Genomic DNA, 12973 nt, shown 5'->3' with positions numbered 1-12973 from the left:
CATAGGCTTCCAGTATGTCCATGCACCCTCATCAGCCGGGTTCCGGCCAGGCCGGTGGGCCGGCCGGCCCACCGGATCCTTTCCCCACGCAGGCGAACCCCAGCTGGATGGGCCGGGTTGAGCCGGAGTACTACCGGCCCGCGCCCGGAACCAACGCAGCTCAGCCGCCGCTGGGGCCTCCGCAGGCAACCCTGGCTGGCCGTCGGCCCGCAGGCCTCCTGGCACTCACGGTGGGCGGCGCCGCCCTTGTTTTCCTGAGCTTGTTCCTGGTGGTGCCGTTCTTAGTGGCCAACACCGGCGTGGGCGGGTTCCTGGCAGGGTTTGTGCTGTCACTCATCCCGCTGTCCGCGGTGCTCCTTGCGGTCTATCTGATCGACCGGTGGGAACCGGAACCCAAGCGGCTCCTGGTCTTCGCGTTCACCTGGGGCGCTGCGGTGTCCATCGCGGTCACGCTGCTCATCCAGCCGTTCTTTGCCCTGACTTTCCAGTTCAGCGAGGTGGCTGACTTCCAGACGTTTATGGCCACCGTCCAGGCGCCCGTGGTGGAGGAGTTTGCGAAGTCCCTGGGCCTGCTGCTGATCCTGCTGCTGGCGCGCAAACACTTCGACGGTCCGGTGGACGGCATAGTCTTCGCCTTCACCATCGCCGGCGGCTTCGCGTTCACCGAAAACATCCTCTACTTTGGACGGGCCATCGCCGAATCCGCCAACCCGGGAACGGATCTGGCCCAGATCTTCCTCCTCCGCGGCGTGATGTCACCCTTCGCCCATGCCATCTTCACGGGAACCACCGGCCTCATCATGGGTTTCGCCGCCCGCCGCTGGCACTCCGGAGCCTCGGTGCTGGCCTTTGTCATCGGACTGATCCCGGCGATGCTGCTGCATAACCGGTGGAACAGCATGGGCGCGGGGTTCCTGGCGGAATACATCCTGATCCAGGTGCCCATCTTTGTGCTGGCCGTTGTGGGCATCATCCTCCTCCGCGTCGCTGAAAACCGGCTCACCCGCCAACGGCTGATGGAATACTCCGCGGCTGGCTGGTTCAGCCCCGCCGAGGTGGAACTGCTGGCCACCCCGCGCGGCCGGCGGACCGCCCTGCAGTGGGCGGCCGGCTACCACCGCCGCCCGCAGATGAAGGCGTTCCTCCACGCCGCCACCCAGCTCGCCTTCATCCGGCAGCGCATCCTCAGCGGCCGCGACGTCCGGCTGCACCAGATGGAGGAACAGCAGCAGTTGCAGCGGATTCTGTCCCTGCGCGCCGCCGTCGCGGGCTGACGCGGGCGCCGTTCGGTTCCTCCGGCTAGGTTCCCCGGAGAGCCTCCTGCAAAGCCGTCATTGACAGTGCCTCATCAAGGACTTTGCCGAAGTTCGCCGAATCGTGGGCGAACCGGCCCAGGAAGAGCCCGGAGACGCCGTCGAGCGCGGGCAGCAGCCCTGGCTTGGCCGACCCGCCATAGATAACTGGCGGGTCCCCCAACGCGTCGCCTGCCCCGTGCGAATGGGCAGCCAGCAGCGTCCGCAGTGAACGCACGACGGCGGCGACGTAGCCTGCGTCGGCGGGCTCCGTTGCGCCAATGGCCCAGACCGGTTCGTAGGCGATCATGAGCCGGGATGCCAGGGCCCAGTCACCGCCGACCGCCTCGTCGATCTGCTGATGGACAAATGCAGCCGCTCCGCTGGCTCCGGTCCCGCTTTTTTCATTGCGTGTTTCCTCGCCCACGCACAGCAGCGGGGTGATGCCGGCGTCGTCGGCTGCCCTGACTTTCCGGGCGATCATGGTGTTGTCCTCGCCGAAGTGCCGCCGCCGTTCGGCATGGCCGATCTCCACGACGCTTACCCCAAGCTCGGCCAGAAGCGACGGCGACACCTCACCTGTCCACGGGCCGTCCGCCCAGCCGCAGTTCTGGGCCCCCAGCAGAAGCGGTGATCCTGAGATGACGCCACTGGCGGCCGGAAGGACCGGGAAGGAAGGGATCACAAACGGGACCACCCGCCCGGCCGCAAGGGCCGGACGGGAGTCCACTTCATGCTGTATGCGGGCGAGCCAGTCCAGGCAGTCCCGGTATCCCATGTACATCTTGGTGCTGACGCCGATGTAGAGAATCTCCGGGGTGCCGCTGTGGTCAGCGCTGCTGCATTCAGTCATGGTGTCCGGTCACTTGTTGTCGAGCAGATCGTCGGCCTTGTTGCGGAACCTCTTGGTGGCGTACATCATGATCGCCGCCACGAACGGAAGGACACCCAGGGCGTACACGCCCATGGTGCCGGTGTCCGATGCGGTGACCTGGTTGACCGTGGTCCGCAGGATGGGGGCCACGAATCCGCCCAGGTTACCCAGCGAGTTGATCAGGCCGATGCCCGCAGCGGCCGCCGTTCCGGTGAGGAACGCCGTCGGGTAGGACCACGCGATGGGACCGATCGAGAGGAAGCTGCACACCGCCAGGGTGATGAAGATGATGCCCAGCGCCGGCAGGTGGCTGGAGCCCGCCCAGGCGGAGCCGAAGATGCACAGGCCGGTGGAGATGAACAGGCCCGTGCCCCAAATGCGGCGGCGGACGATGGTGTTGGCCGCCTTGCCGATGAAGTAGCACGCGAAGATGCCGAAGAACCATGGGATGGCCGCCAGCAGGCCCACTTCGATGCCCACCTTCTGCCCGGTGAGCTGTGCCACCTGCTGCGGCAGGTAGAACGTCACGCCGTAGACGGCAATCTGGAGACAGAAATAGATGGCGGTGAAGTACCAGACCTTGCGGTTCTTCATGGCGGCGAGGACACCGCGGGGGCCGTCCTTTTCCTTGACCCCGTCCTCGAGGGCCATAACGTCCAGCAGCGCCTTTTTCTCGTCCTTGTCCAGGAATTTCGCGTCCTGCGGGGAATTGATGAGGAAGAAGTACGCCGCAATACCGGCGAGTACCGCCAGCATGCCTTCAACGAAGAACATGACCTGCCAGCCGGCAACGCCGGGAACCTGGTCGCCGATGTTGATGAGCCACCCCGACAGCGGGGCGCCCATCATCTGGGAGAACGGCTGGGCCAGGTAGAAGATGGCGAACATCTTGACGCGGACCTTGTTGGGGAACCAGGCCGCCAGGAACATGATGACGCCCGGGAACAGGCCGGCCTCGGTCACACCGAGCAGGAAGCGCAGGATGATGAAGGACGTCTCGCCCTGGACGAAAGCGAAGCAGGCGGAGACGATGCCCCACGTAATGGCGATGCGGGCCAGCCACATCTTGGCACCGAACTTGGTCAGCAGCAGGTTGGAGGGGATCTCGAACAAGGCGTAGCCGATGAAGAAGATGCCGGCGCCCAGGGCATATGCGCCGGCGGTGATGCCCCTGTCCACTTCCAGTGCTGCCTCGGCGAAGCCCACGTTGGTGCGGTCAAGGAACGCCACGACGTACAGGATGACGAGCATCGGCATCAGCCGGAAGGAGGCTTTGGAGATCGCCGATTTGAGGACCGGTGAATCCAGTAACTCCTTGGTGGCAGTTGTTCCAGTGGTGACAGTCATTCAAACTCCTCGTTGAGTAAGCAGGTGAGCAAATCAGTGGAAGGTGGAGCGATTAGAGCGAGAAGGCGATGAGTATTGCGCCGACCAGGCAGGCGAACACGCCCACGGCCAGGTAGATTCGGCGTTCCTTGGTCCAGGAGCCCATGGTGGTCCTTCCTAGTGCATGTAGAGTCCGCCATCCACGTTCAGCGTCTGGCCGGAGATGTATCCGGCGTCCTCGCTGATGAGGAAGGCGATGGCTGCTGCGATGTCGCGGGTGGAACCGACGCGGTTGACCACGAGGTCCTTGGTGAGTTCGTCTTTGCGTTCCTGGCTGAGGGTGCCGCCCATGATGTCCGTGTCGACGGGGCCGGGGGAAATGGCGTTCACCGTGATGTCGTACTCCCCCAGCTCGCGGGCGGTGGCGCGGGTCAGGCCGATGACCCCTGCCTTGGCCGCGGAGTACGGCGTTTTGGAGAAGGTGCCGCCGCCGCGTTGGGCGGACACGGAAGAGATGTTCACGATGCGTCCGATCCGGTTCTTCGCCATGGATTCGGCGACGCGGCGGGTGGCGTAATGGACACCGTTGAGGTTGATGCTCATAACGCGGTCCCATTCAGCGGCGTCCAGTTCAAGATACGGAACAGGTGAGCTGACGCCGGCCACGTTGGCCAGTGCGACGACCTGCGGCAGCTCTGCTTCGATCGAGTCGATAGCTGCGCGGACGGATGCTTCGTCGCCGATGTTGGCGCCGACGCCGTGGGCCTTCACGCCGTACTGCGCGGCGATTTCCTTGGCGGTGGCCTGGGACTGGGCGTCGTCCAGGTCGATGATGCCGATGTTCCAGCCCTGGGCGGCAAGGTAGCCGGCCGTGGCGCGGCCGATACCGCGTTCGGAGACGGCGCCGGTGATGATGGCGGTGCGTTCAGCGGGGAAAGTGGCCATGGAAATGCTCCTTAGTTGATGGGGGCCGGGCCGAGCTCGTCGATGAGCTTCTGCATGGCCACGTAGGCCCTGTTGCGGTAGGCGATGAGTTCCGGGGTGCGTTCGGCCGGGACGTTGAGGAAGCCGGCGCCGGTCTTGGTGCCGAGTTTGCCTGCTTCCACCAGGTCACTCAGGATCCTGGGCGTGGCGAAGCGATCCGGGAATTCGGTCTGCAGTGACTTGTAGCAGAAGTTGTAGACGTCCAGGCCGGCCATGTCTGCGATGGCGAACGGACCGAAGAACGGCAGGCGGAAGCCGAAGGTGGTGCGGACCAGGGTGTCCACGTCCTCGGCGGTAGCGATTTCCTGCTCCACGAGCTGCGCGGCCTCGTGGAAGAGGGCGTACTGCAGGCGGTTCAGGACGAATCCGGTGACGTCCTTGACCACCGCGGTCTGCTTGTTGGCGGCATGGACCAGGTCCCGGACGGCGCCGATGGTGGCGGCCGACGTGCCGGCATGCGGGATGATTTCCACGCCAGGGATGAACGGGGACGGGTTCGAGAAGTGCACGCCCAGGAACCGCTCCGGGTTGGCGACCGGCTCGGACAGCTCCGCGATGGAGATGGTTGACGTGTTGGAACCGATGACGGCGTCCGGCCGGGCGGCGGCGCTGATCCGGGCCAGCGTCTGGTGCTTGATGGCGATGACTTCGGGCACGGCTTCTTCGATGAAGTCGGCGTCGGCCACCGCTTCCTCGATGTCCTTGGCGGCCCACAGATTCTGCTTGAGGATGGCAGTTGAACCCTCGGGGAACAAGCCGTCGGCGACGAACTGGTCCGATTCGGCCAGCAGCCGCTCATAGTTGTTCTGCGCCACCTCGGCGGAGACATCGGCCAGGGCAACCCGGGCTCCGCCCAGTGCCAGGACCTGGGCGATACCGCCGCCCATGTAGCCCGATCCGACGACGGCGATCTTGCGTGCGCTGTTGGGTGTTGTGGTCATGATCAGACTGCCTTCGTGTATTCGGGCTCATAGGAGCAGATGGCGTCGACCTTGTCGGCGGACGCTGAACTTTCATCAAAGCGGTACTCGAGCCACTCGCCCACGAGCTTCTTGGCGAGCTCCAGGCCGATGACCCGCTGGCCCAGCGTGAGGACCTGGGCGTTGTTGCTGAGGACGGAGCGCTCCACGGAATAGCTGTCGTGGGCCGTCACGGCACGGATTCCGGGTACCTTGTTGGCCGCGATGGCCACGCCCAGTCCCGTGCCGCAGATGAGGAGTGCGCGGTCCGCCTCGCCGTCCGCCACCTTGCGGGCGGCATTGACCGCGACGTGCGGGTAGGCGGTGGCATCGTTGGCCCCAACCCCGATGTCCAGCACGGCGGCAACGCGGCTGTCTGCCGTGAGCAGCGCCTTCAGGGCTTCCTTGTACTCGACGCCGGCCTCATCGTTGCCGATGACGATGCGCCAACCTGCGTGGGTGTTCATGTTGTTGCTCCTTTTCCGGCCGCGTAAGCCAGTTCAGAATGGACCAGCCCTGGCTCCGTGAGGTTTGGCTCCGCCAGGCCAGAGTGGATGTATGCGGCAACCCGTTCGGCGATCAGTCCAAAGGAGACCGCGCCGGGGTCGGGGTGCCCGAGGCTCTTTTCGGCCAGCGGACGGGCGCGGCCCTTGAGCGGGCGCAGTTCCGCCGTTTTCGCAGCCGCCGCCCTGGCAGCGGAGGCGGCAACGGTGAGGGCCTGGGCCAGTGTGGTGCCGCCGTCGAACTCCCCGAGGAACGCCTCCCGGAAAGGCAGGAGCGCATCCACCATGGTCTTGTCGCCCGGCTCGGCCTTGCCGAGTTCAGTAATGGCGCCCACGAATGCGGTCACAGCGGTAATCGCGTCCTCATTGGTGTAGGTTTCCCGGCTGCCCAGGGCAAGTCCCGACGCGATGACGGCAGATCCCCACAGTGCGCCCGAGGTGCCGCCGGCCCGTTCGCTCCAGGCTTCACCGGCTGCTTCAAGCACCCGCCCTACCGACGCGCCGGACGCTGCGGCCTGTGCCGCGGCGTCGGCTGCGGCCTCCACGCCGCGGCGCATGCCGATGCCGTGGTCGCCGTCGCCGGCAATGGCGTCCAGGTTGCCCAGTTCCTCTTCGTGTTCGACGACGACGTCCCGCACTTGGGCGAGCACGGCGGCTGCCAGCCGGCCCAGGTCCGCTGCTGCCGCCGTCGTTTCTTCCACTTCGCCGGCCACGGCGTCTTCCGGTCCGGTCAGCTGGCGGCGGGCACGCGGAGCCAGGTTGCCCTTGCGGTAGGCCGGTGAGTCTGCTGGCGCGGCCCAGTAGTGTTCGAGTTCCTCATCCAGCCAGAGCAGCGTGAGGGATAGCCCGGACATGTCCAGGCTCGTGACCAACTCGCCGCATTCCGGTTCCACCACGGTCAGTCCGGCGTTGACGAGGAGTTTCTCGATCTTGCCGAACAGGAGGAAAAGTTCGTCGTACTTGACGGTACCGAGGCCGTTGACGATGGCCACCACGCGGCTTCCGCGGTGATACGGGGTGTCCGCGAGGAGGCGCGAGACCAGCAGTTCGGCGAGTTCGGACGCCGTGGGCATGGGATGTTCCGAGATGCCCGGTTCCCCGTGGATGCCCAGGCCCAGGGACATCTGGCCTGCGGGCACGTGGAAGAGCGGTTCGGCGGCGCCGGGCAGGGTGCAGCCGTCGAAGGCCACGCCCAGGGAACGCGTGCGGTCATTGGCCTTGATGGCAAGCCGCTCCACCTCGTCCAGGCTCAGGCCCGCCTCGGCGGCGGCGCCGGCAATCTTGAACACCGTGAGGTCGCCGGCGATGCCGCGGCGCTTTCCGATCTGGTCCAGCGGTGCACTGGCGATGTCGTCCGTGACGGTGACCGTGCGGGTCTCGATGCCTTCGGCGTTCAGGCGCAGCTGCGCCTGGCCGAAGTGCAGGACGTCGCCCGCGTAGTTGCCGTAGCTCAGCAGCACTCCCCCGCCGGCATTTGCCTCTTTGGCCACGCGGTAAATCTGCCCGGCGGCCGGTGAAGCGAACATGTTGCCGCAGGCGGAGGCTGTTGCCAGCCCCGGCCCAACCAGACCGGCGAAGGCCGGGTAGTGGCCGGAGCCGCCGCCGACGACGAGTGCGACCTGGCCGGCGGGCACCTCGGTCGAGCGGACCACACCGCCGTCCACGCGGGCAACGTATGCGCGGTTGGCAGCGACAAAGCCGTCCAGCGCCTCATCCGCGAAATCAGCGGGATTGTCAAAGATCTGCGTCATGGCTCTTCCTAGACTCCTGCCAGTTCCGCGGCGGGCTGTTGCCGCCCCTGGGACACCTGGCTCTGGCCCAGGGCGTAGCCGTCCCGCTTCGGCAGGACATGGCGGCGGAGGTACTCCTGGTTGCGTGCCGTAACGCTCAGGCCGTCCCCGCCGTAGTGCTCGGCGCAGATGATGCCCTGGTAGCCGGCGGCGAGTGCAACCTTGAAGGCTTCGCGGTAGTTGATGAGGCCGCTCTCCATCGGGGCGGGCATGGTGATGTAGCTGTCCCGCGCCACGTCCTCGTCCCGGATGTAGTTCTTCATGTGCCAGTAGTTCGAGTACGGCATGGTCTTGGCAACCATTTCGCGCCAGTCCTCGATGGGCCGGTGCAGCCGGATCAGGTTGCCGAGGTCCGGGTTGAGCCCAACATTGGCCAGGCCGATGTCCTGCACCAGCTGTACCGAGGAGTCCGCCGTGCCGAGGTAGGTATCCTCGTACATCTCCAGGGAGAGCAGGACGCCGGCGTCTGCTGCGTGCTTGCCCAGCTCACGGATGCGGGAGACTGCCTTGCCCCACACTTCCTTGTCACCCACCGGGTCCTTGTAGCCCTCAACGGTCCAGAACCACAGCTGCTTCTGCTGCTCCGGGGTAATGGCTTGGTGCAGTCCGAAGGAGACGACTTCGCAGCCGAGCTCGGCGGCTGCGTCGATGGTCCGGTGGCTGTAGGCGAGGTTGTCTGCCCAGTCCTTCTCGTGGATCACGCTGCGGCGGATGGCGGAAATGACCGGGATCCCGATGCCCACATTCTCTGCGGTCTGCTTGAACTCGGCGAGCCGCTCTTTGCTCAGATCGCCGGGACGGACCCAGCTGTCAGTCAGGTCAGCGTTGGCGAAGCCGGCTTCCTTGACCTCGGTCAGGACTTCCGCCCAACTGGACGCGTCGGCATCGTTGATCTGCGTGCCCTGGGCATCAGTTCCCGGAAACTGCAGCAGTGCTGCGGTGATGGGCCAATTCTCAGCTGTGTAAGCCACGGTGCTTTACTCCTTCGTAATCCTCTTTCCTATAGGATCTACTATCAAAAAAGAGTTGTCAAGATCACATCCCTGAGTGGCGCCGCCCATCCCTAGATGGGGCCGGGATCAGCTTTCCGGGGCGTCCGCAATGGCCCGGGAACGGACCTTGCGGATGTGGTCCGCCATGGCTGCGGCTGCTTTGTCGGGATCGCCGGTGGTAACGGCAGCCAGGACTGCCTCGTGTTCCGCGATGGCGTGCTCGGCATCCGTAATGCCCACGCCGCCGAAGAGCCGGAACCGTTGGACCTGTCCCCCGAGGGCTGAGTATGCGGCCTCCATAAACTGGTTCCCGGTTTGCCGCGCAATCAGCTGGTGGAACCGCTCGTCCGCCTCGAGGTAGTCCTTGAACTCGGCAAACGAAGGTCCCCGGGGTGCGGATTTCAGGTCCTCGACGGCCTTCCCGAGCTCGGCCAGGCCGTGCTGGTTGATGCGTTCACAGGCCAGCCGGGCGTTAACGGGCTCGATTGCCAAGCGCGCCTCCATCAGCTCCGCAAAATCCTCCTGCGTAAAAACGGGAGCCACGCGGTAGCCTTTCAGGGCCACCCTCCGGACCATTCCGGTGTGCTCAAGCCGTGCCAAGGCCTCGCGGACCGGAGTGGGAGAAACGTCCAGCTCGCGGGCCGTCCCGTCAATGCTGACCACGGCGCCGGGCGCCAGCCGGCCATCCATAAGGGAGGCCAGGAGCTCCGCGTAAACGTGGTCCGCCAGCACCTCGCGGCTGACCGCGCGGCCGGTCCTGCGGGGGCCGGTCCGGTCATCTGTGCTGCTGCCGGCGCGGGGGCCTGTGGACGCGTTTTGCATAGTCAGATCCTATAGGAAGCGCCGGTCAGCGATCGTTTCCTGGGACGCAAAGAGCCCCGGCCAGGTGGACCTGGCCGGGGCTCTTCACGACGCCGTGCGTGGGCTCTTGGCCCGCGCCATAACAGCTCAGGCCAAGAGGGAGGGCTTCAGCTGCTGCAGCCGGCCGAGGAGGCCGTTAATGAACGACGGCGATTCATCCGTTGAGAGCGTCTTGGACAGTGCCACTGCCTCACTGACCGCGACACCGTCGGGAACGTCGTCGTTGTACAGCAATTCCCAGGTGCCGATCCGCAGGATGATGCGGTCCACCGAAGGCATACGTTCCAGGGTCCAGCCCTGGGAATAGGTCTCAAGGAATTCGTCGATGGCGGTCTGCTGTGAGACAACGCCTTCCACGATTTCCAAGGTGTACGGGTTCACGATCTGGTCTGTCAGTTCGCGCCGGGACCTGAGTACATCGAAGGCGGAAACCGAGCGCTGCTCGGCCTCGAAGAGGACATCCAGTGCCCTGTTACGGGCCTTACCGCGTGCGCTCACTACTCGCTGACCCGGCCGAGGTAGCTGCCGTCGCGAGTATCGACCTTGACCTTGGTGTTGTTCTCGACGAACAACGGAACCTGGATCTCGTAGCCGGTTTCCAGCGTTGCGGGCTTGGTGCCGGCCGAGGAGCGGTCGCCCTGCAGGCCAGGCTCGGTGTAGGTGATCTCCAGGACAACGCTGGGCGGAAGCTCGATGTAGAGCGGGTTGCCTTCGTGGATGGCGATGTTCACCATCTGGTTCTCCAGCATGAAGTTGGTGGCGTCACCAACAGTGGCGCCGGAGACGGTGAGCTGGTCGAAGTCCGAGGTGTCCATAAACACGAAGTCGGCGCCGTCCTGGTACAGGTACTGGTAGTCCCGGCGGTCAACCGTGGCGGTCTCGATCTTAAGGCCGGCGTTGAACGTCTTGTCTACAACTTTGCCGGACATCACGTTCCGCATCTTGGTCCGCACAAACGCGCCACCTTTGCCGGGCTTGACGTGCTGGAATTCAATGATGTTCCAGAGCTGGCCCTCGAGCTTCAGGACCGTTCCGTTCTTGATGTCGTTAGTGGTTGCCACTGGTATCCTCTGGTTTCTATCTGTCTGGTCAGTTGTCAGACGTTCTATGCCGGCCAGGCAAGCCGAACGGCCCGCCAGCGCGTGTTTATCAAAAATCCAAGAACCATTCTACCGGTAAAACCCGGGCGGCTTGCGTCCGGGCCCTCCCGGCCACGCACCCCAGAACGTGACAGGCGTGTCAGCAGGCGAGATCCAGGACGTCGCGGGCCCGCTGAAGCGCCACGGTGGACGAATAGATCAGTGCGGCATCAGCCGATTGCGCAACCCTCAGATCCAGCGCCCGGGCAAAGGCTTCCACCGCGGCGGACGTGTGCCCGGCGGCGTACTGGGTCTTGCCCAGGTATTGCAGGACCAGGGCTTCACGGTCGGTCCCCTGGAACTCCGCGAGCAACTGCCGGAACAGGTCAAGGGCACGGTCCGTGCGGTGGGAGACGCGCAGCACCTCGGCCTCGAACGTGCGGAGGCGGAAGGACTCAGGATCCTTGAAGCGGGCCTCCGCAAGCAGTTCGGCCGCCTCCGCAGCATGTCCCTCCACGATCAGGACGAAGATCTGGTCTGACGGGTCCGTGGACGCCGCCAGGGCCGCGCGGCAGGCGTCCTCGTTGACGATCTCCGGCAGCAGGGAGACCGGGTTGATCCGGATTCCGGGGAAGCCAGCCTCGGGCCAGTCGCTGGTTCCTGCCACGTCGCCCTGCATCAGGAGGCGATTTCCTGGTAGGCCGCGAAGAGCAGCGACGTGTCCGGGACATCCAGGATGCCCGGCTTGGCGATGCCGTCCAGGACCACAAAGCGGAGGAGGTCCCCGCGTGATTTCTTGTCCCGCCGCATGCCGTCCAGCAGCCCCTGCCAGCGGTCCCGCCGGTATGTGACCGGGAGTCCCAGTGTTTCCAGGATGCTGCGGTGGCGGTCGGCGTCGGCGTCGCTGAGCCGGCCAACGCTGCGGGCAAGTTCAGCGGCGAACATCATGCCCACCGATACCGCGGCGCCGTGGCGCCAGGAGTACCGTTCCACCAGTTCGATGGCGTGGGCCAAGGTGTGGCCGTAGTTCAGGATTTCGCGCAGCCCGGATTCCTTGAGGTCTTCCGAGACCACTTTCGCTTTCACCGCGATGGCGCGTTCAATGAGTTCGCGCAGGGCGTCCGATCCTGGGTCGGTGGCCGCCGCCGGGTCCTTTTCGACCAGGTCAAGGATGGCCGGATCAGCGATGAACCCGCATTTGATGACTTCAGCCATGCCGGAAATGATTTCGTTCCTGGGCAACGTGTTAAGGGTGTCCAGGTCCACCAGCACTCCGGCCGGGGGGTGGAAGGAGCCCACCAGGTTCTTGCCCTCAGCCGTGTTGATGCCGGTCTTTCCACCCACGGAAGCATCCACCATGCCCAGCAGGCTGGTGGGCATGTGGATGACCTTCACGCCGCGGAGCCAGGTAGCCGCCACAAAACCGGCCAGGTCGGTGACGGCCCCGCCGCCCACTGCCACGATGGCGTCCGAGCGCGTGAAATCGTTCTGGCCCAGGACCTGCCAACAGAAAGCGGCGACCTGGATGTGTTTGCCTTCTTCGGCGTCCGGGATTTCCGCGGTCAGCGAGGTGAAACCCGCTGCAGCCAGCTCATCGCGGACCGTGTCACCGGTGAGCCGCAACGCACGGGGATGGATGACCAGCACACGCCGGACCCGCTCCCCCAGCAACGCCGGAAGGTTCCCCAGCAGACCGCGGCCAACTACGACGTCGTAATTCTGCCCAGCGGATTCGCCGGTGACCTTGATGACTGTTGAATCGACGCTCAATTTTCAACTTCCTGTTTGGCGGCCGCGTAGTCACGCAGCGCAACTTCGAGCCGGTGTCCCAGCTCGCTGACCGAGCCCTGGCGGACATCCACCACAAGGTTGGCCAGCCGTTCGTAAACGGGTTTCCTGGTAATAAACAGAGCGGACCATCGGGCCATGGCATCGCCGGCGAGCAGCGGCCGGCCCGAGTTCCGGGCGATGCGGCTGGCCACGGTTTCCTCATCACATTCGAGGTACACCACAGTGCAGCGGCCCAGGAGCTGCTGCGTGCCGGAATCCAGCACGGCGCCGCCACCCAAGGAAATCACGCTGGCCGCGCCTTCTGCATGCTCCACCGCGCTGGCAACGGTCCGGGCCTCGATCTCCCGGAACGCGTGCTCGCCGCGGCCGGCAAAAATTGAGGCGATGCTGCCATGGGCGTCCACGATCATGTTGTCCGTATCGACGAAGGGCACGTCCAGCAGCTTGGCCAGCTCGTGGCCGATCGCGGACTTTCCCACCGCCATGGGTCCGATGAGGACAATGGGCCGGTTGCCAGGCATA

Annotated in this window: 14 protein-coding genes; 1 reads left to right on the top strand and 13 read right to left on the bottom strand. The window is 65.2% G+C overall.

The window, feature by feature from the left end; all coding sequences use genetic code 11:
* Positions 1-14: 14 nt before the first annotated feature.
* On the top strand, positions 15-1274 hold the full coding sequence (locus AU252_RS20990) for a PrsW family intramembrane metalloprotease (RefSeq protein WP_058932369.1): 1260 nt from the start codon (positions 15-17) through the stop codon (positions 1272-1274).
* A gap of 25 nt (positions 1275-1299) precedes the next feature.
* Here AU252_RS20990 and AU252_RS20985 read toward each other — a convergent pair whose 3' ends face one another.
* The 13 genes from AU252_RS20985 to AU252_RS20925 form a co-directional block, all read right to left on the bottom strand.
* A complete protein-coding gene (locus AU252_RS20985; RefSeq protein ID WP_058932368.1) occupies positions 1300-2145 on the bottom strand; it encodes a triose-phosphate isomerase family protein in 846 nt (281 codons plus the stop codon).
* Between the two features lie 9 nt (positions 2146-2154).
* Positions 2155-3513 carry an MFS transporter gene (locus tag AU252_RS20980; protein WP_058932367.1) on the bottom strand — a complete coding sequence of 453 codons (1359 nt, stop codon included), beginning with the start codon at positions 3511-3513 and terminating at the stop codon, positions 2155-2157.
* 156 nt (positions 3514-3669) lie between these two features.
* A complete protein-coding gene (locus tag AU252_RS20975; RefSeq protein WP_058932366.1) occupies positions 3670-4437 on the bottom strand; it encodes an SDR family NAD(P)-dependent oxidoreductase in 768 nt (255 codons plus the stop codon).
* 11 nt (positions 4438-4448) lie between these two features.
* Complete coding sequence (locus tag AU252_RS20970) at positions 4449-5417, bottom strand: 3-hydroxyacyl-CoA dehydrogenase family protein (protein WP_058932365.1); 969 nt, start codon at positions 5415-5417, stop codon at positions 4449-4451.
* A 2-nt stretch (positions 5418-5419) separates the two neighbouring features.
* Positions 5420-5902, bottom strand: coding sequence for a ribose-5-phosphate isomerase (locus AU252_RS20965; RefSeq protein WP_058932364.1), 483 nt, complete (start codon positions 5900-5902; stop codon positions 5420-5422).
* Positions 5899-7689 (bottom strand): dihydroxyacetone kinase family protein, encoded by a 1791-nt coding sequence (locus AU252_RS20960; protein ID WP_058932363.1) that lies wholly within the window; start codon positions 7687-7689, stop codon positions 5899-5901. The genes AU252_RS20965 and AU252_RS20960 overlap by 4 nt, the downstream gene beginning before the upstream one ends.
* Positions 7690-7697: 8 nt before the next feature.
* Complete coding sequence (locus AU252_RS20955; protein WP_058932362.1) at positions 7698-8699, bottom strand: sugar phosphate isomerase/epimerase family protein; 1002 nt, start codon at positions 8697-8699, stop codon at positions 7698-7700.
* A gap of 108 nt (positions 8700-8807) precedes the next feature.
* Positions 8808-9542, bottom strand: a complete 735-nt coding sequence (locus tag AU252_RS20950) for a GntR family transcriptional regulator (RefSeq protein ID WP_083510505.1) — start codon at positions 9540-9542, stop codon at positions 8808-8810.
* A 126-nt stretch (positions 9543-9668) separates the two neighbouring features.
* The gene (gene nusB, locus AU252_RS20945; RefSeq protein WP_056340263.1) at positions 9669-10079 is read right to left on the bottom strand and encodes a transcription antitermination factor NusB; all 411 of its coding nucleotides are present in this window, start codon (positions 10077-10079) and stop codon (positions 9669-9671) included.
* On the bottom strand, positions 10079-10642 hold the full coding sequence (efp, locus tag AU252_RS20940; RefSeq protein ID WP_056340266.1) for an elongation factor P: 564 nt from the start codon (positions 10640-10642) through the stop codon (positions 10079-10081). Before efp ends, nusB begins: the two co-directional genes overlap by 1 nt.
* Before the next feature lie 178 nt (positions 10643-10820).
* Entirely contained in the window at positions 10821-11339 is a 519-nt protein-coding gene (locus AU252_RS20935; protein ID WP_058932361.1) for a tetratricopeptide repeat protein, read from the bottom strand.
* The gene (gene aroB, locus AU252_RS20930; RefSeq protein WP_058932360.1) at positions 11339-12430 is read right to left on the bottom strand and encodes a 3-dehydroquinate synthase; all 1092 of its coding nucleotides are present in this window, start codon (positions 12428-12430) and stop codon (positions 11339-11341) included. Before aroB ends, AU252_RS20935 begins: the two co-directional genes overlap by 1 nt.
* Positions 12427-12972, bottom strand: a complete 546-nt coding sequence (locus tag AU252_RS20925; protein WP_058932359.1) for a shikimate kinase — start codon at positions 12970-12972, stop codon at positions 12427-12429. The genes aroB and AU252_RS20925 overlap by 4 nt, the downstream gene beginning before the upstream one ends.
* Between the last annotated feature and the right edge of the window lies 1 nt (position 12973).

This window comes from Pseudarthrobacter sulfonivorans (assembly GCF_001484605.1).
GTDB lineage: Bacteria > Actinomycetota > Actinomycetes > Actinomycetales > Micrococcaceae > Arthrobacter > Arthrobacter sulfonivorans_A.
This window is presented reverse-complemented; position numbering and strand designations above follow the sequence as displayed.

Excerpts from the sequence above, each read along its gene's own strand:
- AU252_RS20970 (WP_058932365.1), bottom strand. The coding sequence starts at position 5,417 with ATGACCACAACACCCAACAGCGCACGCAAGATCGCCGTCGTCGGATCG.
- AU252_RS20975 (WP_058932366.1), bottom strand. The coding sequence starts at position 4,437 with ATGGCCACTTTCCCCGCTGAACGCACCGCCATCATCACCGGCGCCGTC.
- AU252_RS20980 (WP_058932367.1), bottom strand. The coding sequence starts at position 3,513 with ATGACTGTCACCACTGGAACAACTGCCACCAAGGAGTTACTGGATTCA.
- AU252_RS20985 (WP_058932368.1), bottom strand. The coding sequence starts at position 2,145 with ATGACTGAATGCAGCAGCGCTGACCACAGCGGCACCCCGGAGATTCTC.
- AU252_RS20965 (WP_058932364.1), bottom strand. The coding sequence starts at position 5,902 with ATGAACACCCACGCAGGTTGGCGCATCGTCATCGGCAACGATGAGGCC.
- AU252_RS20925 (WP_058932359.1), bottom strand. The coding sequence starts at position 12,972 with ATGCCTGGCAACCGGCCCATTGTCCTCATCGGACCCATGGCGGTGGGA.
- AU252_RS20935 (WP_058932361.1), bottom strand. The coding sequence starts at position 11,339 with ATGCAGGGCGACGTGGCAGGAACCAGCGACTGGCCCGAGGCTGGCTTC.
- AU252_RS20960 (WP_058932363.1), bottom strand. The coding sequence starts at position 7,689 with ATGACGCAGATCTTTGACAATCCCGCTGATTTCGCGGATGAGGCGCTG.
- AU252_RS20950 (WP_083510505.1), bottom strand. The coding sequence starts at position 9,542 with ATGCAAAACGCGTCCACAGGCCCCCGCGCCGGCAGCAGCACAGATGAC.
- AU252_RS20990 (WP_058932369.1), top strand. The coding sequence starts at position 15 with ATGTCCATGCACCCTCATCAGCCGGGTTCCGGCCAGGCCGGTGGGCCG.